Annotated in this window: 23 protein-coding genes; 15 read left to right on the plus strand and 8 right to left on the minus strand. The window is 66.1% G+C overall.

Features of this window, described 5'->3' with window-relative positions; all coding sequences use genetic code 11:
• Positions 1-34 precede the first annotated feature (34 nt).
• Genes rpsP through trmD form a run of 4 tightly spaced genes read left to right on the plus strand, consistent with a single transcriptional unit; the run spans position 35 to position 2,147 of the window.
• Positions 35-454 carry a 30S ribosomal protein S16 gene (gene rpsP, locus M2390_RS04575; protein ID WP_121689013.1) on the plus strand — a complete coding sequence of 140 codons (420 nt, stop codon included), beginning with the start codon at positions 35-37 and terminating at the stop codon, positions 452-454.
• A gap of 2 nt (positions 455-456) precedes the next feature.
• Complete coding sequence (locus tag M2390_RS04580) at positions 457-693, plus strand: RNA-binding protein (RefSeq protein WP_030148708.1); 237 nt, start codon at positions 457-459, stop codon at positions 691-693.
• A 1-nt stretch (position 694) separates the two neighbouring features.
• On the plus strand, positions 695-1,432 hold the full coding sequence (rimM, locus tag M2390_RS04585; protein ID WP_259177330.1) for a ribosome maturation factor RimM: 738 nt from the start codon (positions 695-697) through the stop codon (positions 1,430-1,432).
• 4 nt (positions 1,433-1,436) lie between these two features.
• On the plus strand, positions 1,437-2,147 hold the full coding sequence (gene trmD / locus M2390_RS04590) for a tRNA (guanosine(37)-N1)-methyltransferase TrmD (protein ID WP_259177332.1): 711 nt from the start codon (positions 1,437-1,439) through the stop codon (positions 2,145-2,147).
• A 54-nt stretch (positions 2,148-2,201) separates the two neighbouring features.
• On the opposite strand, the gene M2390_RS04595 is transcribed toward trmD, so the two are convergent.
• Genes M2390_RS04595 through M2390_RS04605 form a run of 3 tightly spaced genes read right to left on the minus strand, consistent with a single transcriptional unit; the run spans position 2,202 to position 6,487 of the window.
• A complete protein-coding gene (locus M2390_RS04595; protein WP_259177334.1) occupies positions 2,202-3,932 on the minus strand; it encodes a thiamine pyrophosphate-binding protein in 1,731 nt (576 codons plus the stop codon).
• Positions 3,929-4,945 carry an agmatinase gene (gene speB, locus M2390_RS04600; RefSeq protein ID WP_259177335.1) on the minus strand — a complete coding sequence of 339 codons (1,017 nt, stop codon included), beginning with the start codon at positions 4,943-4,945 and terminating at the stop codon, positions 3,929-3,931. Before speB ends, M2390_RS04595 begins: the two co-directional genes overlap by 4 nt.
• 45 nt (positions 4,946-4,990) lie before the next feature.
• Complete coding sequence (locus tag M2390_RS04605; RefSeq protein WP_310503963.1) at positions 4,991-6,487, minus strand: sodium:solute symporter; 1,497 nt, start codon at positions 6,485-6,487, stop codon at positions 4,991-4,993.
• 154 nt (positions 6,488-6,641) lie between these two features.
• Here M2390_RS04605 and M2390_RS04610 point away from each other — a divergent pair, with 154 nt between their 5' ends.
• On the plus strand, positions 6,642-8,231 hold the full coding sequence (locus M2390_RS04610; protein ID WP_259177337.1) for a PucR family transcriptional regulator: 1,590 nt from the start codon (positions 6,642-6,644) through the stop codon (positions 8,229-8,231).
• A 62-nt stretch (positions 8,232-8,293) separates the two neighbouring features.
• Here the strand turns inward: M2390_RS04610 and map are convergent, their stop codons facing one another.
• Positions 8,294-9,061: a type I methionyl aminopeptidase gene (map, locus tag M2390_RS04615; protein ID WP_121689006.1), complete on the minus strand. Its 768-nt coding sequence runs from the start codon at positions 9,059-9,061 to the stop codon at positions 8,294-8,296.
• Between the two features lie 75 nt (positions 9,062-9,136).
• Positions 9,137-10,561 (minus strand): PLP-dependent aminotransferase family protein, encoded by a 1,425-nt coding sequence (locus tag M2390_RS04620; RefSeq protein WP_259177339.1) that lies wholly within the window; start codon positions 10,559-10,561, stop codon positions 9,137-9,139.
• Between the two features lie 103 nt (positions 10,562-10,664).
• On the opposite strand from M2390_RS04620, the gene M2390_RS04625 reads away from it, so the two are divergent.
• The 7 genes from M2390_RS04625 (at position 10,665) to M2390_RS04655 (ending at position 15,087) form a co-directional block, all read left to right on the plus strand.
• On the plus strand, positions 10,665-11,390 hold the full coding sequence (locus M2390_RS04625) for a YitT family protein (protein WP_259177340.1): 726 nt from the start codon (positions 10,665-10,667) through the stop codon (positions 11,388-11,390).
• Between the two features lie 82 nt (positions 11,391-11,472).
• Entirely contained in the window at positions 11,473-11,985 is a 513-nt protein-coding gene (locus M2390_RS04630) for a hypothetical protein (protein ID WP_259177341.1), read from the plus strand.
• 165 nt (positions 11,986-12,150) lie between these two features.
• Positions 12,151-12,498: a 50S ribosomal protein L19 gene (gene rplS, locus M2390_RS04635; protein WP_121689002.1), complete on the plus strand. Its 348-nt coding sequence runs from the start codon at positions 12,151-12,153 to the stop codon at positions 12,496-12,498.
• Positions 12,499-12,581: 83 nt separating this feature from the next.
• Positions 12,582-13,325 (plus strand): signal peptidase I, encoded by a 744-nt coding sequence (gene lepB / locus M2390_RS04640; RefSeq protein WP_259177343.1) that lies wholly within the window; start codon positions 12,582-12,584, stop codon positions 13,323-13,325.
• Complete coding sequence (locus tag M2390_RS04645; protein ID WP_259177344.1) at positions 13,325-13,984, plus strand: ribonuclease HII; 660 nt, start codon at positions 13,325-13,327, stop codon at positions 13,982-13,984. The genes lepB and M2390_RS04645 overlap by 1 nt, the downstream gene beginning before the upstream one ends.
• Before the next feature lie 12 nt (positions 13,985-13,996).
• On the plus strand, positions 13,997-14,320 hold the full coding sequence (locus M2390_RS04650) for a DUF2469 domain-containing protein (protein WP_030148722.1): 324 nt from the start codon (positions 13,997-13,999) through the stop codon (positions 14,318-14,320).
• Between the two features lie 101 nt (positions 14,321-14,421).
• Positions 14,422-15,087, plus strand: a complete 666-nt coding sequence (locus tag M2390_RS04655) for a DsbA family protein (protein ID WP_259177348.1) — start codon at positions 14,422-14,424, stop codon at positions 15,085-15,087.
• A 62-nt stretch (positions 15,088-15,149) separates the two neighbouring features.
• Here the strand turns inward: M2390_RS04655 and M2390_RS04660 are convergent, their stop codons facing one another.
• The gene (locus tag M2390_RS04660) at positions 15,150-16,175 is read right to left on the minus strand and encodes a putative sulfate exporter family transporter (RefSeq protein ID WP_259177387.1); all 1,026 of its coding nucleotides are present in this window, start codon (positions 16,173-16,175) and stop codon (positions 15,150-15,152) included.
• Between the two features lie 155 nt (positions 16,176-16,330).
• The gene (locus M2390_RS04665) at positions 16,331-16,960 is read right to left on the minus strand and encodes a LysE family translocator (RefSeq protein WP_259177350.1); all 630 of its coding nucleotides are present in this window, start codon (positions 16,958-16,960) and stop codon (positions 16,331-16,333) included.
• Positions 16,961-17,063: 103 nt separating this feature from the next.
• Between M2390_RS04665 and M2390_RS04670 the strand changes: the two genes are divergently transcribed.
• Positions 17,064-17,519: an Lrp/AsnC family transcriptional regulator gene (locus M2390_RS04670; protein ID WP_030148726.1), complete on the plus strand. Its 456-nt coding sequence runs from the start codon at positions 17,064-17,066 to the stop codon at positions 17,517-17,519.
• A gap of 42 nt (positions 17,520-17,561) precedes the next feature.
• On the opposite strand, the gene M2390_RS04675 is transcribed toward M2390_RS04670, so the two are convergent.
• Positions 17,562-18,890, minus strand: a complete 1,329-nt coding sequence (locus tag M2390_RS04675) for a threonine/serine exporter family protein (protein ID WP_259177351.1) — start codon at positions 18,888-18,890, stop codon at positions 17,562-17,564.
• Between the two features lie 238 nt (positions 18,891-19,128).
• On the opposite strand from M2390_RS04675, the gene M2390_RS04680 reads away from it, so the two are divergent.
• Complete coding sequence (locus M2390_RS04680) at positions 19,129-19,503, plus strand: YraN family protein (protein ID WP_259177354.1); 375 nt, start codon at positions 19,129-19,131, stop codon at positions 19,501-19,503.
• On the plus strand, positions 19,500-21,176 hold the full coding sequence (locus M2390_RS04685) for a YifB family Mg chelatase-like AAA ATPase (protein ID WP_259177355.1): 1,677 nt from the start codon (positions 19,500-19,502) through the stop codon (positions 21,174-21,176). Before M2390_RS04680 ends, M2390_RS04685 begins: the two co-directional genes overlap by 4 nt.
• Positions 21,177-21,203 lie beyond the last annotated feature (27 nt).

A 21,203-nucleotide genomic window follows, 5' to 3' on the forward strand; every position in this document is an offset into this window, starting at 1 on the left:
CACCAGTTCACCACACTAAACACACAGGAGAATTGTGGCTGTCAAGATTCGTCTCAAGCGCATGGGTAAGATCCGTGCACCCTACTACCGTGTCGTCGTTGCCGACTCGCGCACCAAGCGCGACGGTCGCGTGATCGAGGAGATCGGTAAGTACCACCCCACCGAAGAGCCCTCGTTCATCGAGATCGACTCGGACCGTGCCCAGTACTGGCTCTCCGTTGGCGCACAGCCGACCGAGCAGGTTGCCGCTCTGCTGAAGCTGACCGGTGACTGGGGCAAGTTCAAGGGCGACAAGGACGCCGTCTCGACCGTCAAGGTCAAGGAAGCCAAGGCTCCCTACGTCTTCGACGCAAAGAAGAAGCCGGTCCTGAAGCCCAAGACCGAGAAGGCACCTGCCAAGGTCGAGGAGACCGAGGCTGCTGCTGAGACTGCAACCGAAGAAGAAACGGCGTAACTTTGCTCTCCACCGCTCTGGAACACCTCGTTAAGGGGATCGTTGACCACCCGGAAGACGTCCAGGTCGCGGCGAAGAGCACGACGCGCGGCGAGATCCTCGAGGTTCGTGTGAACCCCGAGGATCTCGGCCGCGTGATCGGCCGCTCGGGTCGCACCGCGAAGTCGTTGCGCACCCTGGTAAATTCTCTCGCCGGTGACTCCCGGGTACGGGTTGACGTTGTCGACACCGCTGCCTGAGATGAATCGCGGAGTAAAGCCGAAGAGTAATCAGCTGCGTGTCGGCCGGCTGACGAAGGCACATGGGCTCAAGGGAGCCCTCAAGGTAGAGCTGTACACCGACGATCCCGCACACCGGTTTACCCCCGGAGCCGTGTTCACCCTGCAGGTGCCCACCGGTTCGAAGTGGCACGGCAAGACGATTGAGCTTGCCGAGCTGCGCTGGTACAACGGTCATGCGGTTGCATTCTTAAAGGGTGTTGAGGACCGCAACGAGGCGGAAACCCTGGTCAAGGCGATCCTCTGGATCGACGCCGACGAGGCACCCGATAACGACGAACCCGACGCCTGGTACGACCACCAGCTCGCCGGTCTGCGCGTGATGCGCGACGGCGTGGAGGTCGGGACCATCGCCCGGATTGAGCACATGCCCGCCCAGGATCTGCTGATCGTGAAGGCGGCCTCGGGCGAGGTCATGGTTCCGTTTGTCTCGGCGATTGTGCCCGAGGTCAACGTGGAGCAGGGCTTTATCGTGGTGACCCCGCCGATGGGACTGTTCGAGGACCTGGCCGAGATCGCGGCCGAGGAGGCTTCTGCTGAGGAGGCTCCTGCCGAGGTAGCGGCCGATGACGAGTCGGCAGCCGAGGTGTCCGTGGACGACGCTTCTGAGCAGCCGGTTTCCGGCGAGGAAGCCGTCGCTGAGACGTCCAAAGACGACGCTTCGGACGGTTCCGAATCGCCCGTAACCCCCGCGGAGTAGCGCCGTGAAGATCGATATCGTCTCCATCTTCCCGGAGTACTTTGACGTGCTCAACGTCTCGCTGCTGGGCAAGGCCCGCCAGTCGGGGCTGATCGACATGAACGTGCACAACCTGCGCGATCACGCCCACGATCGGCACCGTACCGTGGACGACACCCCCTACGGTGGTGGCGCCGGTATGGTCATGAAGCCCGAGCCCTGGGGCGAAGCGCTGGACACCATTCTGGGTGCCGATGCCGTTGCCTCCGAGGATTCGCCACTGGTGATCTTCCCTTCGCCCGCGGGTGAGGTCTTCGATCAGAAGATGGCGCGTGAACTGAGCCTGGAGCCCGCGCTGGTGTTCGGCTGCGGACGCTATGAGGGCATCGACCAGCGTGTGTTCGACCACACCGCAACCCAGGCGCGCGTGCGTTTGGTGAGCCTCGGCGATTACGTGCTGAACGGCGGCGAGGTCGCCGTGCTGGCGATGATCGAGGCTATCGGTCGCCTGATCCCCGGCATGGTGGGTAACCCCGAATCGCTGGTCGAGGAGTCCCACGAGGACGGCCTGCTGGAATACCCCAGCTACACCAAGCCCTCGGTCTGGCGCGAGCGTGAGGTGCCGCCGGTGCTGCTCTCGGGCAACCACGGCGCGGTAGATAAGTGGCGTCACGAGCAGCAGGTGGAGCGCACCCGTCGTGTGCGCCCCGATCTGCTCCCGCCCGAGCAGCGCTAGAACGTACTCAAAGTCCCCGACACCCAGCGGTGTCGGGGACTTTTGTATTGACGGCTACGCCAGCCGATCCAGGTGGGTCGGGGCGAACAGTCCGAGCACCGTGGGCACCACGATTACCCGCGGGCCCGGGGCCGCCAGGGCCACCTCGATCGCCCCGGCCAGGTTTTCCGGCTGTACGAGCTCGGCGGGGATCCCAAACGCCTCGGCGAGGGCCACATAGTCGGGCCGGGCCAGTTCGGTGGCGGTGGCCGCGCCGAAGGCACCGGTCATATACTCGCGCAGGATCCCGTATCCTCCGTCGTCGATGATCAGCCAGGTGACGTTGAGGTCGTGTTGCTTGAGCGTGGCCAGCTCGGCGATCCCGTAGAGCGCCCCGCCGTCGCCGGAGACCGCGAGCACGGGCGCGTCGGTGCCGTCGACCCGGTGCCCAAACGCCGCCCCGATTGCCGCCGGGAACCCGTAGCCCAGGCCACCGGATCCCTGCGCGCTGGCAAACTCCCCGCCGCGCGGATCCCAGGCCGACCACGCCCAGTAGGCGAGGATCGTCATGTCCCAGTACGTGTTCACATGGTCGGGCACCGCGCGGCGCAGCGCATCGATTAGTGCGCGTTCGGCGCCGAGGTCCTGGGCATCGAGGCGGGCGAGCACGGTGTCCAGCAGCCCGTCGATCCGGCCACGCACTCGTTCTTCGCGCACCGAGCGCGAGGTGATCTCTTGGGTACCCAGCGCCGTCGCCAGCGCCCTCAGCGCGAGTTTTGCATCGGCGTGGATGCCCAGCCCCGCGTGATTGGAGGTGACCTTACCAAGATCGGCCTCGATGTGGATCACCTGGCCGCCGGGGGCAAACGTGTGATAGTTGCTCGAGGTTTCCCCGAGCCCGCTGCCCACCACCAGGAGAACGTCGGCGGCCTCAAGGAACTCGGTCACCGCGATGTCTTCCAGCCAGGATCGCGCCGACAGCGGGTGCGCCCAGTCGAAGGCGTTTTTGCCGCCGAAGGTTGTGACCACCGGGGCCTGCAGCGCCTCGGCCACCGCGCGCAGCTCGTGTCGTGCCCCGGCTCGGACTACGCCGCCGCCGGCGAGGATCACCGGGTAGTGGGCACCGGCCAGGGCGTCGGCCGCGGCCTCGACTAGCTCGGGACGCGGTGCATGGGCGCGCACCTGCGGCGCGATCGCCCGCACCGGGGGCACCAGATCGGCGGCATCGGCGAGCAGAATGTCCTCGGGAATCTCGACCATGGTTGGGCCCGCGGGGGCCTCCAGCGCGAGCTCCCAGGCGGCGGTGAGCGCCGAGGGAATCTGTGCCAGGGTCCGCACGGTAAAGGTGGACTTCACGACCCCGCGGAACGAGGCCGACTGATCGGGCAGCTCGTGCAGGTAGCCGTGCCGCCCGCCGCCGAGTCCGGCCACGGGGATCTGCGCGGAGATCGCCAGCACCGGAATCGAGGAGGCCGCGGCCTCCTGCAGGGCCGCGAGCGAGGTGAGCGCGCCGGGTCCGGTGGAGAGCAGCAGCGGGGCGACCGATCCCGAAACCCGGGCCAGCCCGTCGGCCATGAAGCCCGCGTTATTCTCGACCCGGGAGCTCAGATAGTGCAGGTCGCTGCGACGCAGCGCGTCAAACAGGCCCAGCGCGTGCTGGCCGGGCAGGCCCACCACCGCGCGGGCACCGAGCGCGCGCAGCGTTTCCAGGGTCACATCCCCGCCGATCCGCGGGCGGCCGGCGTCCCGTGTGTCGGCGCGGGGTTCCGGGGCCGCGCCGGGTCCTTGGGATTCGGGGGTGCTCATCGGGTTCCCTTTCCGCCGTCGCGCAGCGCGAGCAGCGACACCAGATCATACGCCACGTGGGAGGTGGCGACCCCGGTAATGTCGGCGTGGTCATAGGCGGGGGCGACCTCCACCACGTCGGCCCCGACGATGTTCAGCCCGGCCAGGCCGCGCAGAATCTCCAGCAGCTCGCGGCTGGTGAGCCCGCCCGCCTCGGGCGTTCCGGTACCGGGCGCATGGGCGGGGTCCAGTACGTCGATGTCGATCGAGACGTACAGCGGCCGGTTCCCCACGCGCTCGCGCAGCCGGGCCACAATCTCGTCCACGCCCTGGCGGAAGACGTCGGCGGAGGTGAGGATCCCGAAGCCGAAGCGGCGGTCCTCCTCAAGGTCACGGTGTCCGTAGAGCGGACCGCGGGTGCCCACATGGCAGATGGCCTCGGTGTCCACGATGCCCTCCTCGACCGCCCGCCGGAACGGGGTGCCGTGGGTGTATTCGGCCCCGAAGTAGGTGTCCCAGGTGTCCAGGTGGGCATCGAAGTGCAGCAGCGCGACCGGGCCGTGAACGGCGGCCACCGAGCGCAGCAGCGGGAGGGCCAGCGTGTGGTCCCCGCCCAGGGTCACCAGCGAGGTACCGCCGCGCACCAGCGAGGTTGCGGTGTCCTGGAGCACGCCGAGTGCCTCGGGGATGTTGAACGGGTTGAGCGCCACATCCCCGGCGTCCACAACCTGCATTCCGGCAAACGGCGACACATCCAGGGCCGGGTTATAGGGACGCAGCAGTCGGCTGGCCGAACGAATGTGCTCGGGACCAAACCGCGCCCCCGAGCGGAACGAAACCCCCGCATCCCAGGGGGCACCGAGGATCGCCACATCGGCGTGCTCGACGGTCTCGATGCCCGGCAGCAGGGCGAAGGTCGCCGGGCCGCTGTAGCGGGGAACCAGGGCGGAGTTCACCGGTCCGGTGAAGCCGTTTTCCACCACGCGCGCGGCGTTGGCGCTCAGTGATGCGGGAAGGTGCGGGTGTGCAGACATGGTGTGTCCTTTCGCGGGTGTTGCGGAGGTGCAAGAAACGAGGAATTAGTGGGCGTGTGGGTCGAAGCGGATGGTCGCCGTCTCCGGGTGGGACACGTTGATGTCCTCACTGTCGCTCGCCGAGAGTCGGCGCGACCACTCGGTCATAATCTCGGGCTCGGTGGGCTTGGTCAGCAGGCTGACGACCACGTAGGTGACCAGGCTGGTACCCAGGCCGAAGTAGATCGGCTCATTGGCCAGAATGTCGGTGGCAAACATCGTGATCACAACCGCGACCGTGCCGGTCAGGATGCTGGCCCAGGCGCCGAGCCGGGTGCCGCGCTTCCAGATCAGGCCGCCGAGGATCGAGACAAAAAGCCCGCCCACCAGGATGTTGTAGGCGATGGTGAGCGCGGCCACCACGCTGTCCACGGCCGAGGCGATGCCCACGGTGCCGATCCCGAGCACCAGGATCGCGACCCGGTAGACCACGAGCGATCCGGTCTGCGAGAAGCTCTGGGTGCCAGGGCGGAAGATCGCCCGCAGTCGCGGGAAGATATCCGAGGTGAGCACGGTGGCCGAGGCGATCAGCGCCCCGCTCGCGGTGGACATCATCGCCGCCAGGGCCGCGGCCAGCACGAGTCCGCGCACTCCCGGGGGCAGGGCGTCCTGGACGATCGTGGCAAACGCCGCGTCGGGGGATTCCAGGTGGGGGTAGAGCACCCGGGTCGCCATGCCGATCAGTGCACCGGCGATGCCGTAGATCAGGCAGTAGATACCCGAGGCCAGTCCGCCTCGGGTTGCGATCTTCGGGGTGCGGGCGGTGAACACACGCTGCCAGATGTCCTGACCGATCAGCAGGCCCAGGGTGTACACCACGATGTAGGTGATGATCGTGGCCCCGCCGATGGACCAGGGGGAGAAGAAGGAGTCGGCCAGGCGCTCGCCCATCCCGCTGAATCCGCCGGCGTGAGCCAGGGAGATCGGCAGCAGCAGGAAGAGGATGCCGACGGTCTTGATCACAAACTGAACGACGTCGGTCAGCGTGATCGACCACATCCCGCCCATCACCGAGTAGGCGATCACCACGGTGCCACCGATTGCGATGCCGGCGATGTTGCGGATCCCGAACAGCACGTGGAAGATCGTGGCGTAGGCGAGGGTCGAGGTCACCGTGAGCATGAGCGTGTAGAGGAACATCACCACGCCGGAGATCAGGCCCGAGTTGCCGCCGTAGCGCAGGTCCAGCATCTCGGTGACCGTGTAGACCTTGAGCTTGACGATCCGCTTGGCAAAGAATGCGCTGAGCACCAGGATGCCCAGGCCAATGGCCACCACGAGCCAGGCACCGGAGAGTCCGTGGGTGTAGCCGAGGCCGATGCCACCCACCGTCGAGGCCCCACCCAGCACGATGGCCGAGAGGGCACCCGAGTACATGAAGGTGCCCAGGCGGCGTCCGGCCACCAGGTAGTCGCTCTTGGTTTTGGAGCGGCGCAGGCCCCAGTAGCCGACGCCGAGGATCACGATCATATAGACCGCGATCACGATATAGTCCAGGACCACGTTGTCCTCCCGAAAGTGTGTGGGGGAACGCGGCCCGGGGGTGGTGCCGCGTCATTGCTTATCGGTCAGGCTAGCCAGGAAATCCCGGCCGGTATGTGTGTAAACTATCCCGAATTAGGGATAGATAAGATGATTTATCCCGCGAGGAGGGCTCATGTCGCCAGATTTCCCGTCCACCGGTACCGCGCGTCCGGCGGGAGCACCGCCGCGGCCCACCGGTGTGTCGCTGGGCACGCTGCTCGCCGCACCCGAGCTGGGACTCACGCTGCTGGTACCCGGCGACACGGACCCCGCGGATATCGTGATCACCCACTGCGCGGTCGTGGAGCTCGAGGAGCCCGGCACATACCTCTCCGGGTATGAATTGCTGCTGATCACCGGACTCGGACTCCCGCAGACCGAGAGCACCCTCGATACCTATGTGGGCAGGTTGCGGGAGAGCGGGATCTCGGCGCTGGGCTTCGGGGTCGAGCCGGTGTATCGCGAGGTGCCCGAGCCGCTGATCGACGCGTGTCATCGGATCGGATTGCCGCTGGTGCGGGTGGATCGCGCGGTCCCGTTTGTGCAGGTCACCGCCCACTTTGCCGCCGAGCTGGAGCGGCTGCGGGTGCGCGGATTGCAGACCGTCAGCACGCTCGCGCGCCGGCTCACGGCGGCCGTGCTGCGGGCACAGCCCGAGCGACGGGTGATCGAGGTGCTAGCCGCCGAAACCGGTTCCCGCGTGCTGCTGCGCGAGGGGACGGACGTGCTCTCGGCGGGTGGGACCGATCCCGATGCGCCGCTGTTTGCCCAGGCCGATGCGCTGCTGGATGCCGGCGAGGGCATGGTTTTTGGGGTGACCGAGGATGGGCGTGAGCTGGTGGCCCGGCGAATTACCGAGGAGGGGCAGCGTGCGGTGCGAGACACCGTGCTGGTACTGGTTAAGGACCACGTGCTGAGCGAGGACCGCACCGGCTTCTCGCTCGCCGCCGATCTGATTCGGGTGGCCAAGGGGCTGCCGCGTTCACAGACCATCGCCCTGGATCAGCTGATGATGCTACTTCTGGTGGACGGCGTCCCGATCGACCCGGCGGGTGTGGAGCGCTGGGCACGCCTGGTCGCCACCGCGCTGAACGCGGGGTCCTCCCGCCGTGTCCACACGGTGGTCGCGGTGGCCAAAAACGGCGAGCCCGCGCGCCCCGCCGACCTCCTCTGGTGGCGGCTGGCGCTGGACACCCCGTTTGTGGATGAGCGTGCGGGATCCCTGCGCGCGCTGGTCGCCGAGGTGCCCGGTACCGAGGTGCTGCGGGCACTTGAGCGTCGCGGATGGATCGCGGGGATCAGCGCCGGGTATCCGGTGCAGGAGGTCGCGACCGCGGTGCGTGAGGCCGAGTTGCTGCTGCCGCGGGCCCGGGAGGCCGAGCGATCGATCGTGGCGGGGGAGGAGCTGCGCAGTCTGGGTGCGCTGATCCCCGCCGAGCTCTCCGACCGGTTCGCCCACGCGGTGCTCGAACCGCTGCTGGAGGCCCCAGACTCCGCCGAGCTGATCGGCACCCTCTATACGTGGCTACTTAATAATGGCGGCTGGGATCGCGCAGCCCGCGCCCTGCACCTGCATCGGAACGCGGTGCGGCGTCAGATCCAGCGGGTCGAGTCGCTGCTCGGCCGAGACCTGGAGGATGCCCACGCCCGCGCGGATCTGCTCTTCGCGCTGCGCCACCACGTAGATGATGGCGGGGCCCTCGCGCGGGCGCGCCGCGGGTAGGTTCATTCGCACGCGGAACGCCCCGGCTGTGCACGCACAGGCCGGGGCGTCTGGAGGGTCCGCTAGTCGCGGGCGGTGAGGATGATCGGACCGTCGGCGGTGATCGCCACGGTGTGCTCCTGGTGCGCGCCGCGCGAGCCGTCGGCCGAGCGCAGGGTCCAGCCATCGGCGTCGGTGATCAGCTTGTCGGTGGTGTGCAGGAACCACGGCTCGATCGCGATGACCAGGCCCTCGCGCAGCGGGAATCCGCGGTTAGGGCGGCCCTTATTGGGAACGTGCGGCTCGCCGTGCATGGTGCGACCCACGCCGTGGCCGCCGAAGTCGGTGTTGATCTTCAGCCCGGCGACGGTGGCAACCGCGCCGATCGCGTTGGAGATGTCACCCATCTTGTTGCCCACCACTGCCTGGGCGATGCCGGCCTCCAGGGCGTTCTGGGTGATTTCGATCAGGTGGCGATCCTCGGGACGCTCGGTCCCGACGATCAGCGACAGCGCCGAGTCGGATACCCAGCCGTTCACCGAGGCGGCGAAGTCCACGCTCAGCAGGTCCCCGTCCTGGAGCACGTAGTCGTGGGGAAGGCCGTGCAGCACGGCGTCGTTCACCGAGGTGCACAGTACCTTGCCAAACGGGCTGGCGCCGAAGGAGGGGTGATAGTCGATGTAGCAGGACTCGGCACCGCGGTCCCGGATCATCTTGTGAGCCAGCTCGTCCAGCTCCAGCAGGTTCACACCCACCGCGGCCTTCTCCTCCAGGGCGGTCAGGACCTCGGCCACGAAGCGTCCGGCCGGACGCATCTGCTCGATCTCTTCGGGGGTGCGCAGTTCAATCATGCATCTATTCTCGCAGGATCCACCGCACTCACGCATATGGCCGCGCGGAAACCGCGATCCACGGTCGGGGGTGAGTTACACCACCGGTTCAAACACCCGGCGCTGGGCGCTGGGTGAACCCACCGCGTCGGCCGCGCGGCGCAGCGCCAGAACACCGGCAGTGAGGTCGGCGTTAGTGTAGCCGAAGGGCAGGCGGAGGTAGTTGTCAAAGGCCCCGTCCACCCCGAAGCGGGTCCCGGGGATGATCGCCAGTCCCTCGGCTCGGGCGGCATCGGCGAGGGCCAGGGTCGAGATGGTTCCGGTGTGCTGCCACAGCGACATGCCGCCGTTGACCACGTGCGTGTTCCACTCGGGGAAGTGCTCGTTCAGCAGCCCTACCAGGTGATCGCGGCTGTCGCGCAGCTGGGTGCGACGGAAGCCCAGGACGCTATCGATATCGCGCAGGGCGAGACTCGCGACGATCTGTTCCAGGATCGCGGTGCCCAGATCCACCCCGGATCGAACCGCGAGAATCCGGTCCACGAGCGGCCGGGGCGCACGAATCCAGCCGATCCGCATCGCGCCCCACACCACCTTGCCCAGCGAGCCGAGGGTCACCACATCGCGGGAGAGCGCGGCGAGGCCGGTGCGTTCACCCCGGTCGATGTCAAGCCAGGATGTGGTTTCATCCACGATCAGGGTGGTGCCCGCCTGCGCGGCTGCCCGCACGAGGGCGAGGCGATCCTCCTCGGCCAGGCTCGCCCCGCTGGGGTTTTGGAAGTCCGGCATGATGTACGCGGCGCTCGGACGGGCGCGGCGCAGGAGCTCGGTCGCGGCCGCGACGTCCCACCCCTCGGGTTCGATCGGGAGGGGGAGCAGGCGTGCACCCCCGGCGGCCAGGGTGTCGAACGCGTGTGCATAGCTGGGATGCTCGATCAGGACCCGTTCGCCGGGCCGAATCAGCGCGTGGGTCACCAGGTGCAGCGCGTGCTGGGCACCGCTGGTCACGATGATCTGCTCGGGGGTGGTGGGGATGCCACGCCCCACATAGTGCGCGGCGATCGCCTCGCGCAGCAGAGGGAGGCCGTGGATGTCATAGCCGGACTCGTTGATGTGATCGGGGATCCGCTCGACCGCCTCGGCATACAGATCGGTGATGCCGGGGTAGGCGGTGAAGGTGGCGCGTCGAAAGTCGATGGCGCTGGTGCGCAGGAGGTCGCTCTCGCCGCGTTCGCCACCGGGCAGGCACAGCCGCGAGCCCGATCCGCGCACGCTGGTCAGATACCCGGCCTCGCGCAGGGCCGAATAGGCCGCGGCAATCGTGTTGCGGCTGAGGCACAGCCGCGTTCCCAGATCGCGTTCCGCGGGTAGGCGGGTGTCCGCGGCGAGGCGTCCATCCAGCAGCAGGAGTCGGATGCGCGCGGCCAGGGCCCGATAGGTGGGCTGGTCCGGGCGCTGCCAGTCGCCGAGCGCGCGGACGAGCCTGCTGGGGGAGACCGGGGGTGGCGTGGCTGGTGACATGGTGCCACTTTATCGGATGTGGCACTGTCGAGGGGTGCCAATTTGGCGGACGATGGGATTCTCCCCGGGCGCCTGCCCGGGCATCTCGTTAAAGAAGGACCCCATGCATCACCTCCTCACCGGCACCCATCCGCTCCTGCGCACCACCCGACTCCTGGTTGGCCTGGCCGGTTACGGCATCGCGATCGCCCTGTTTGTCCGCGCGGACCTCGGCCTCTCGCCCTGGGATGTGCTCTCGCAGGGCTTCTCGGTGCGCACGGGCATCGAGTTCGGGCTCAGCGTGCTCATTCTCAGTTTCCTGATCATGCTGCTGTGGATTCCGCTGCGCCAAAAGCCCGGAATCGGGACACTGGTCAACGCGCTGACGGTGGGCCCGGTCGCCGGTTTCACCCTGACCCTGCTCCCGCCGATCGAATCGTTCCCGGTGCGGATCGCCCTGTTTATCGCCGCGATGGTACTCCTTGCCCTCTCCAGTGCCCTCTATATCGGGGCGGGGCTGGGTCCCGGCCCCCGCGACGGCCTGATGACCGGGGTTACCGCCCGCACCGGCTGGAAGATCTGGAAGGTGCGCGGCTCCATCGAGGTGATCGTGGCCCTGGGGGGCTGGGCTCTGGGTGGCGGGCTCGGGGTGGGCACGGTGATCTTCGCCCTGGGTATCGGGCCGATGATTCAGTATTCCCTTCGCCTGCTCCGGGTCCGGCTGGCCGGAACCGAGTCGAATGCACCCGAGCGCGCTGGTCGTCCCGCCGGATCAGAAACCGCCGCCGAGCCCGGTGTTCATCGCAACCCCGGAACCGAACCCATCGTCCTGCCCGAGCCGGTGGCATAGCCCGCTACGCCCCTCGCGAAATCATCCTCGGGAACGATGTCCGGGCATATCCTCCACGGGGCGAACACCGTATTCTGGAGGTATGTTCGTTCGTCGTGTTTTCCTTCGCTGGATGTTCCTGGCCGTGGTGGTTCTCCCGCTGTGGCCACTACTGGGCTGGGTGATTTTCGACGGCAACAACAATGGCTGGGATTTCCTGGGGCTCCTGTTCGCGATGCCCATCCTCTTTATCGCGCTGCTCGCGGTGACCCTGCTGATTTACGGCCGGGCCCAGGTGCGACGACAGCGCGCGCTGGAGTGGGGTGATGTGGCCGTGCTGGCCATCTGGCACGCAACCATCATCGGCTTCGGAATCTTCGGCTCCTCGATGGCCCTGTTTGGTGTGCTCGGGGTGATCGCCGGTCTGGGGGCCCTCTGGTATTCCATCTGGCGGCTGTTCCGTGAGGCCGCCGTGCGCACCCGAGAAGCGATGGCCGAGTTTGAACGTCTCGCTCAGCAGCAGCCCGGTGTGCCCGGTCAGCCCGGGACGAGCGCCCCGCGGTTCGAGGATGACGGTGAATATATCGTGATCGAGGAGCGTCCGCGCGACTCCTAGCGTGCGCCCGGTCAAGTTGAGGGTGCGCCCGGAAGTATGACATAATTACCCCTTGTGCCGCGGCCACGCTCTGCCACAGGGGAGCCGGCATCTATGCGGACACACACCTACATCAAAATTCTATTTTCGTAGTCGACCTGTGGCGGGTACAGAGAGCGAACAAAAATGCATATCCTCGACGCAGTCGATGCAGCATCGCTGAAGTCGGACATCCCGGCATTCCGCGCCGGTGACACCGTCAAGGTTCACGTAAACATCATCGAGGGCACCCGCTCTCGTGTCCAGGTCTTCCAGGGCGCGGTTATCCGTCGCCAGGGTGACGGCGTTCGCGAGACCTTCACGGTCCGCAAGGTCAGCTTCCAGGTTGGCGTGGAGCGTACCTTCCCGGTGCACTCCCCGGTGATCGAGAAGCTCGAGGTTGTCACCCGCGGTGACGTCCGTCGCGCCAAGCTGTACTACCTGCGCGAGCTGCGCGGTAAGAAGGCGAAGATCAAGGAGAAGCGCGACTTCTAAGCGCTGCTTCATATCTCTCACGGCAAGCCGTCAGAATAACCGAGCTCCCCACCGCTATGCTGGTGGGGAGCTCGGGCGGTTAAATGACAGATAGCATTCTGGCGGGGGAGAATCTACCCTCGCGACGTAATAAGCGCGCTACCAAAAAGCGCGGTGGATGGTACTTCGTCCGTGACATCGCGGTCATTGTGGTCATCGCGATTCTTGCATCCTTCCTCGTGAAGACCTTCCTGGTGCGCTCGTTCTACATCCCCTCGGGGTCGATGGAAAACACGCTGCAGGTCAACGACCGCATCCTGGTGAACGAGCTGGTTCCCAATGTGGTCCCGCTTCAGCACGGTGATGTTGTGGTCTTCCGTGATCCGGGTGGATGGCTGCCGGTCACCCCCAAGCAGCAGCCCGCCAACGCCCTGGTGGGTGCCGGTGAGTGGTTCCTGTCGCTGGTGGGCCTGGCCTCACCCGACAACAACGATCACCTGATTAAGCGCGTGATCGGTCTTCCGGGCGATGTGATCGAGTGCTGTAACGCACTGGGACAGATGACCGTCAACGGCGTTCCGCTGGATGAGCCGTACGTCAAACTCAACGGAAACCAGAGTGTTTCCGGCGTGAACTTCAAGGTCACCGTGCCCCCGGACAGCCTGTGGGTCATGGGAGACAACCGCTACGACTCGCTGGATTCCCGCTTTAACCAGGATGGCCCCACCAAGGGGTTCGTTCCGATCAAAAACGTCGTGGGTCGAGCCTTCGTGATCACCTGGCCCTTTGACCGCTGGAGCGGTCTGGGCAACTATCCCGAAGTGTTCAACGGCGTAGAAAAGAAGTAATGCCCGCAGTATTGCCCACCGATGAGGTGGAAACGCAGTTTTTGGCGACCGGTTCGCGCCTGATTATCGGATGCGATGAGGTAGGACGCGGCGCAATCGCCGGGCCCGTTGCCGTGGGGATGGCCGTGTTTGTTCCGGGGTTGGGATCACCTCCCGAGGGCCTGCGCGATTCCAAGCTGGTGAGCGAAAAGAAGCGCACGGTGCTGGAACCCCTGGTGCGTGCCTGGGCGCCACTGCATGCGGTAGGTATGGCGAGTGCCGCCGAGGTGGACCAGATCGGGATCGTGCCCGCCCTGGCCCTCGCCGGCAAGCGTGCCCTGGGGATCCTGCACGCGGCCGGTGCCGATGTCGCCGGGGCCACGATCCTGCTGGATGGATCCCACGACTGGCTCTCGCCGGGGCTGGCATCCCCGCTGGATGTGCGCACCCGGGTGAAGGCCGACCGCGACTGCGTCTCGGTGGCCGCGGCTTCGATTATCGCCAAGGTGGAGCGCGACACCCTGATGCAGGAACATGACGCCTCCCATCCCGAATACGGATGGTCCGGGAACAAGGGGTACGGATCGCCCGCTCACCTCACCGCCGTTCGTGAACACGGCCTGACCGCGCAACACCGAGCCACCTGGCTCGGCGCATACACAACACCCGAAAGCGTCTAGGATAGAGACACCATGGATGATGACGAGATTGAGGACTACGACCGTGAGGTCGAACTCGCCCTGTACCGCGAGTATCGCGATGTGGTTTCCCAGTTCAAGTATGTGATCGAGACCGAACGCCGGTTCTACCTCGCCAATGAGGTAACCCTGGTGCGTCAGGACACCGAGCACGATTTCTATTTTGAGATCACGATGAACGACGTCTGGGTGTGGGACATTTACCGGTCGGACCGTTTTGTGAAGTCCGTGCGGGTCCTGACCTTTAAGGACGTCAACGTCGAGGAGCTCAATCCGAGCGATTTCGAGATTCCCAAGGATCTCTCGCTCGGAAAGTAACATCCCCGCCTCGGAGTGGGCGCGAGCGGCCAGTGCGGACTTTTGTCCACGCTGGCCGCTTTCGTGTTTTCACCCGCGGTTTCGACTAAGCTCGGGTCTCGATGCGTACCAGTACTCGAATTCAGATTGCCGTTGTCGCCCTCCTCCTAATCGCGGCGGGGGTGGTGTATCTGGTGATTGCAAAGCCGTTCGAGAAAAAGGAAGTGGCGTCTCCCTCCGCCTCCAACGGGGTCTCGGTGGTGGCAGAAAACAGTCACCGACTCGATGATGCTGGTCCCGATGCCGTCGTCCTGACCGAGTTCCTCGACTTCGAGTGTGAGGCCTGCGCGGCCGTGCACCCGTATATGGAGCAGGTCCGGAAGGACTATGCGGGCAAGATCACCTTTGTGCTGCGCTATTTCCCGCTGAACGGGCACCCGAACTCCGGTCCCGCCGCCCTCGCCGCCGAGGCCGCGGCCCGCCAGGGCAAGCTTGAGGTGATGTACAACAAGCTGTTCGAAACCCAGGAGGAGTGGAGCCACAAGGCGGACTCCCAGGCCGATGTTTTCCGCGGCTATGCCGAGGGACTGGGCTTGGATATGGCGGCCTATGACGCGGCCATCGCGGACCCGGCCACCGAGGCGCGGGTGAGGGAAGACCTGGATGCTGCCACCCGATTCGGGCTGCAGGGCACACCGTCGATCTTTGTGGACAATGAGCCGCTGCAGCTGACGCGACTCGACGACATCCGCACGGCCCTGGACAAGGCCCTGGCCGAAAAGAGCTAGATCACCGCGCGTGACGCGACATCCGGGTACCTCAACGGTGCCCGGATGTCGCGTTTTCGGCGCTAGGCGCCGGGTCGGAGCACCCAGACGGCGACGAGGGCGAGGAGCGCGATCAGCACCCACGAGGCCAGGGCCAAAAGCGCGGTGCGTGCGCCGCCGCGGCGCAACTCACCCACGCGTACGCCGGCCCCGAGGGAGAACAGGGCCAGGGCGAGCAGCCAGTCCTGCGCCTGGGCGGCGACATCCAGGACGCCGGGGGCCACCAGATCGAAACTGCGCAGCACAATCATCAGCAAAAAGCCGGCCACAAACAGGGGCAGGATCGGGGGCAGGGTCGCGGAGACCGGGGTCTCCTGGGACGCCGAGTTTCGACGTTCCCGGGCCCGGACCACCAGCGCCGTACCGGTCACCATTGGGGCCAGCAGAACCACCCGGGTCAGCTTCACCACCACCGCGATGGCCAGTGCTCCCGCGCCCGCGGTCTGAGCGGTTGCCACCACCTGGCCAACATCGTGGACGCTTGCTCCGACCCAGAAGCCAAACTCGGCCGGGCCGAGGCCCAGCAGGTGACCAGCCAGCGGGAGCACCGCTATCGCCAGGGTACCGCACAGGGTGACCATCGCAACCGGGGCGACCGCATCCTTATTCTTGGCGCCGGTGGCCGCACTCATCGCACCGATCGCCGAGGCGCCGCAGATCGCAAAACCGGCGGCCATCAGGAGTGGCTGATCGCCGGGCAGGCGCAGGAGCTTGCCGCCATACAGGGTTCCCATGAACGTGATGAGGACGATCCCGATCACCACCAGCAGGGTGGGCCAGCCCAGACCCGCCACGTCCACCAGGCTGAGTTTCAGGCCGAGTAACACGATGCCCAGTCGCATGAGTTTTTTGGCGGCAAAGGCGATGCCGGGAGCGGCGAAGCCGCGCAGAATACGGGCCGTCGCGGGTATATTGGCGGCGAGAATTCCCAGCAGCACGGCCCAGGTGAGTGCGGGGATCGCCGGGGTGAGGAGATGAATGCCCTGGGCCGCCACCGCGGCGATCAGGGCAATGCCCAGGCCGGGCAGAACCGTGCGGATGCGGGTCATCGGTGGGGTGGAGGTGCTCACACGGAATCCTTTGCCTGGGGAGGGTCACCGCGCGATGCCTCGCCGAGGCGACACACGCGCAGGCTCTACGCTAGCGCGGAATGGGGTGCCGCGCGTGATTGCCCGAGCACCCCGTTTGGTGCATCAGATCCGGGTTAGAGGGTGAACATTCGCATGACCTGTTCGATCAGGATGCCCAGACCAACACCGATCATCGCAATGCCCGCTCCCCGGGTCACCAGCATCGTGGCACGCGGGCGCGAGCGCAGGAGTCGCCGGGCCAGCACGGCCACGATCGAGTAGACCACGATGCCGTTGATCACATGCAATCCGCCCAGAACCAGCATCTGGTCGGCCGCCGGCCATCCCGTCGGGGAGAGGAACTGGGGGAGTAGGGCGAGGAGTAACAGTAACCCCTTGGGGTTGAGTCCGCTGACCGCGATGCCGCGGAAAAACTGGTGTGCCGACCGGGTATCCAGCGCCTGTTCGCTGGGCGCGAGTGGGCCGGCGCGCTGCACCAGTGTGCTGGTGCCCAGAAAGATCAGGTAGGCCGATCCGGCGAGTGAGAGCAGGGTGAGCGTGATCGGTTCCGCGGTGACCAGTGCACCGACACCCAGCGCCAGCACCACCACGATGATTGTGTAGGCGCAGGCCATCCCCAGGATCGCCGGGGCGATGGTGCGTGCGCGCAGTCCGGCCGAAATCGCATAGGCCCAATCGGCACCCGGGGTGAGCACGAGGAGCACTGCCACCAGCCAAAACTGTGTCATCAGCGCGAGGTCCATTGCGCCTCCGTTCCATCTCTCGTCGAAGATTCTATGAAGAATTTCGCGAGAGGTGCTCCGCAATGATGCGCGACTTGCGGGGATTGCTGGAAGAATGGGTGCTATGGACGCTATTAACCGGGAGATTCTTTCACTGTTGCAGGACGATGGGCGGATGAGTGCCACCGATCTGGCCACCCGGGTGGGACTGAGCCTCTCCTCCTGCCACCGTCGCCTGCGGGAGCTTGAAGCCTCCGGCGCGATTGAACGCTACCGCGCCGTAGTGGCTCGCGAGGCCGTGGGACTCACCTTCGAAGCCCTCATCTTTGTGACCATGAGCCACACCGATCTGCACACGATTACCGCGTTTGAGGAGGCGGTGGTCGCGATTCCCAACGTGGTGGATGCGCAGCGCCTCTTCGGCGAGCCCGACTACATGATGCGGGTCCTGACCCGTGACATTGCCGCGTATCAGGAGCTCTACGACACCGAACTCGGTGCGCTGCCCGGCGTCCAGCGCCTCACCTCCACCATGGTGATGAAGCGGCTCGGGGCCGAGGGTACGGTGCCGCTGGGATAACACGGAGTCAGCGCGGCGTGCACTCGTGGACGTGCGTGGGGCCTAGGGGCGCGGGCGATGCCAGGGGCGCCGCAGCGTGCGCGCACCCGTGAGCGGGAGGTCTGCGGCCGTGGTGCGTTCGCGGTGTAGGTGCCAGACGGTCTTGTCGAGCCACAGGTCAACGAGACCACCCACGTGGATGCCGATACACAGGCTCAGGAACGAGGTGAGCGCGGCCATGACTGCTCCCTGACTCTGCGTGGCCAGGGAAACCAGGGCCACGGTTCCCGGGACAAAGAGCAAAAAGGCGGGGAAAAATGTGACCGCGGCGGGCAGAGCCGGATGTAACCGTTCCAGGGTTTTTGCGGCGAGAAACACCACGCCGGCCGCGGCACCAATGGCTACGGCGGCACCAAGGACCGGGGTGAACAACAGCGCGGCGGCATAGGCGGCGCACATGATCAGGGCCGAGGCGAGACTCAGCTTGGTTCCCGCCTGGAAGATAATGCTGACACCCGCGGCCAATCCGATCACCCCGAGCCAGACGGCCCACAGCGGTGGCGTGGATTCCCATCCGCCGTGCTGAGTGGGACGCGTAATCTCTCCCACCAGGGATGAGGTCGTCGGGTCAACGGCCAGACCGGTGAGCACGGAACCCGCGGCAATTCCCGCGAGCATAAATCCCATCATCATGAGACCGCCCACCATACGTGCGGCTCCGGAGATCACATCCGCGGAGGTCACCTCCAGGAGCGCCTTGGCAATCACCGAGCCCGGTACGAGCACAACAACCGGTGCGACGACGGCAAACAGCGAGATATTGGGGAAGGAAAACCAGGTCGAGGCGAGCCCGATCAGGACGGTGGAAATGAATGAAACCACGAAAGGCTGCAGGGCCACCCCGGGACGGGAGCGTTCAAATACGCCCATGATCATTCCCACGATCACGCCCACCACGAGGGCTGTCAGGATCGCCCACCAGGGGCTCTGGAACAGGGTGGCAAATGATGCGGCGGTGACCGCGTTTCCCAGGACCGTTCGCCAAAACGAGCGCGGTTTTGAGCGTGATCGCATGCTGTGCGCCAGTTCGGGTACCTGATCCAGGCGTACCTGCCCGCGGCGCAGCTGCGAGGGAAGCTGATTGGCGACCGCCGCCTCCCGGAAGGTGAGCTCGGTGCGAGCCGTCACGCTCACCGTGGCCCCGGTGTGCGATTCGGTTACCAGTACCAGGGTGGGAAACACCGAGTATTCCAGCGTCCTGAGCTCCAGCGCGGTGCGAACCTCCTGGAGGGAGGCACCCACGGTGGTGACCGATTCGCCGGCCTCCAGCAGGATGGCCCCGAGGGTCGCAAAATCGCGCGCATGCGCGGGTTCAAAAGTGGTGATCGACACGGAAACCTCATCGTCAGTCGGTGACGAATGTAAGCGTATATCGAATTGATTGGGCCGATGTTTCGGTGTGTCGACGGGCGCGGGGTGCTGGACACAGAACATCCCGAATCGCCGGGGATTCCGTGGGTGTTTCATCGTCCTCCACAGGTGGCGTGATTGGTGCCGTTCTCCACAGGCTGCGGCGGGCATCGGGCGAGAACGGAGGGCGCGCGCAGGATGGGGGCAAGGAGGTGCACCCATGACACAACGACGGGGCCGATACAACAACCAGCGGGTAGGCCGTGAGGGCGAGACGATTGCCGCACATTTTTTATGCGAGCTTGGCTTCAGCATCACCCGGCAGAACTGGCGCTGCCAATACGGCGAGGTCGATATTATCGCCCGAGACCGCGCGGGCACCCTGATTTTTGTGGAGGTGAAGACTCGGCGATCACGCGGTGCGGGAGACCCATTGGAGGCCATCACGCCGCTCAAACTCAGCCGTATGAACGCGGTCGCCCAGGAGTGGCGTCGCCAGCATCGGTTTGCCGGCCGGATTCGCCTCGATGCCATCGGCATCACCCTGGGGATTCCCGGAGGGCCCCGAATCGAGCACCTGCGCGGTGTCTCATGAGTGTCGGACGAACCTGGGCGGTCTCGCTGCTGGGGATTCACGGCGCAATGGTCGAGGTCGAGGCCGATATCTCACAGAGCCTTCCTCGGCTCGTGATTATCGGCCTGGCGGATCGTTCCCTGGGGGAGGCCGAGGGAAGGGTACGTCAGGCCGCATTCAACTCGGGGTGCAAACTCCCCACCGGACGAATCACCGTAAACCTTTCCCCCGCGGGTTTGCCCAAGGCCGGTGCCGGATTCGACCTCGCCATCGCGCTGGCCTGTCTCGCGGCGGACGCCCGCTTATCCCGAGACTCGGTCGCCGAGGTGGTCCATCTGGGGGAGTTGGGCCTGGACGGGAGGCTACGCGCCACCCGGGGGATCCTTCCGGCCGTCCTCGCCGCACGCGATGCGGGCTTTATGCGCGTGATGGTTCCGGCCGCCAACGGGCCAGAGGCAGGGCTGGTGCCCGACATCGAGACGATCCCGATTGAGTCGTTGCGGGCCGCCGCGATCTGGCACGGGGCCGATGTGGAACCCGCACCCGAGACTGCCTCATCGCGCGGTGCTCGCGCAGGTGTCGGGTCTCCGTCCACGGGCAGCGCACCGAACTCACTCACGGCTGTCTCCGGCATGTCCGGAGTCCCGAGGCTGGGCGGAGAATCTGTAGAGCAGGCCGACCTTGAATTCACCGGAGCATCGAGTCGCCGAGCCGGCGCGTATTTAGGGTCCGAGCCCTCGCTGGCCGAGGTGATCGGCCAGGATGTGGCCGTGGATGCGCTGATCACCGCCGCCGCGGGTGGACACCACTTGGGGATGATGGGGCCACCCGGTAGTGGAAAATCCATGCTGGCAGCCCGACTCCCGGCTCTCCTGCCGGAGCTCTCCCCGGAGGCCGCACTCGAGGTGGCCGCGGTGCGTTCGTTAAATGGAGACTCATTGGACGCGGGGATTCCCACGCGTCCGCCCTGGGAGGCCCCGCATCACAGTGCGTCCGTTATCTCCCTCATCGGTGGCGGGAGCGGGCTCATCCGTCCCGGTGCCGCCGCCCGCGCCGCACACGGAGTTCTCTTTCTCGATGAGGCGGCCGAGTTTCCCAGTCACGTCCTCGATGCCCTGCGACAGCCCCTGGAAACCGGAGAAATCATTATTCATCGTGCGATTGGGGCCGCCTCGTTTCCCGGTCGGTTCCAATTGGTGCTCGCGGCCAACCCCTGCCCGTGCGGATACTACGACGAGAAGGAGATGCGGTGCCGATGCCCGGCACAAAACGTGCGGCGGTATCAGGCCCGTCTATCCGGCCCCCTTCTGGACCGTATCGACATCAAGGTCCGGGTACATCCGCTGACTCTCGCCCAGCTGCGGTTTGCTCGCGATTCGCCCCATCGCGATCACGAGGCCATCCGACTCCGGATCCAGCAGGCCCGGGACCGGGCTCGACATCGGTTGCGTGATACCCCCTGGGGTCGAGCGGCCGAGGTGCCCGGGAGCTGGCTGAGGGAGGGGCCGATCGCAATTCCCACAGCCACTCTGAGCGCCCTCGATGACAGCCTTGCTCGTGGACGGCTCAGCATGCGCGGTTATGACCGCGTTTTACGTGTCGCCTGGACGGTTGCGGACCTAGCCGGGCATGCCCTGCCCACCGCCGAGGACGTCTCGCATGCGCTTGATCTGCGTGAGGGATTCCCCATGTAGCCCCGATCACCATGCTGTGACACCTGC

The sequence above is a fragment of the Mycetocola sp. BIGb0189 genome (genome assembly GCF_024810155.1).
In the GTDB taxonomy this organism is placed as follows: Bacteria; Actinomycetota; Actinomycetes; order Actinomycetales; family Microbacteriaceae; genus Mycetocola; species Mycetocola lacteus.

Coding starts and splice junctions, on each gene's coding strand:
- rimM (WP_259177330.1), top strand. CDS start 695: ATGAATCGCGGAGTAAAGCCGAAGAGTAATCAGCTGCGTGTCGGCCGG.
- M2390_RS04595 (WP_259177334.1), bottom strand. CDS start 3,932: ATGAGCACCCCCGAATCCCAAGGACCCGGCGCGGCCCCGGAACCCCGC.
- speB (WP_259177335.1), bottom strand. CDS start 4,945: ATGTCTGCACACCCGCACCTTCCCGCATCACTGAGCGCCAACGCCGCG.
- M2390_RS04610 (WP_259177337.1), top strand. CDS start 6,642: ATGTCGCCAGATTTCCCGTCCACCGGTACCGCGCGTCCGGCGGGAGCA.
- map (WP_121689006.1), bottom strand. CDS start 9,061: ATGATTGAACTGCGCACCCCCGAAGAGATCGAGCAGATGCGTCCGGCC.
- M2390_RS04620 (WP_259177339.1), bottom strand. CDS start 10,561: ATGTCACCAGCCACGCCACCCCCGGTCTCCCCCAGCAGGCTCGTCCGC.
- M2390_RS04625 (WP_259177340.1), top strand. CDS start 10,665: ATGCATCACCTCCTCACCGGCACCCATCCGCTCCTGCGCACCACCCGA.
- M2390_RS04630 (WP_259177341.1), top strand. CDS start 11,473: ATGTTCGTTCGTCGTGTTTTCCTTCGCTGGATGTTCCTGGCCGTGGTG.
- rplS (WP_121689002.1), top strand. CDS start 12,151: ATGCATATCCTCGACGCAGTCGATGCAGCATCGCTGAAGTCGGACATC.
- lepB (WP_259177343.1), top strand. CDS start 12,582: ATGACAGATAGCATTCTGGCGGGGGAGAATCTACCCTCGCGACGTAAT.
- M2390_RS04645 (WP_259177344.1), top strand. CDS start 13,325: ATGCCCGCAGTATTGCCCACCGATGAGGTGGAAACGCAGTTTTTGGCG.
- M2390_RS04650 (WP_030148722.1), top strand. CDS start 13,997: ATGGATGATGACGAGATTGAGGACTACGACCGTGAGGTCGAACTCGCC.
- M2390_RS04655 (WP_259177348.1), top strand. CDS start 14,422: ATGCGTACCAGTACTCGAATTCAGATTGCCGTTGTCGCCCTCCTCCTA.
- M2390_RS04660 (WP_259177387.1), bottom strand. CDS start 16,175: ATGACCCGCATCCGCACGGTTCTGCCCGGCCTGGGCATTGCCCTGATC.
- M2390_RS04665 (WP_259177350.1), bottom strand. CDS start 16,960: ATGGACCTCGCGCTGATGACACAGTTTTGGCTGGTGGCAGTGCTCCTC.
- M2390_RS04670 (WP_030148726.1), top strand. CDS start 17,064: ATGGACGCTATTAACCGGGAGATTCTTTCACTGTTGCAGGACGATGGG.
- M2390_RS04680 (WP_259177354.1), top strand. CDS start 19,129: ATGACACAACGACGGGGCCGATACAACAACCAGCGGGTAGGCCGTGAG.
- M2390_RS04685 (WP_259177355.1), top strand. CDS start 19,500: ATGAGTGTCGGACGAACCTGGGCGGTCTCGCTGCTGGGGATTCACGGC.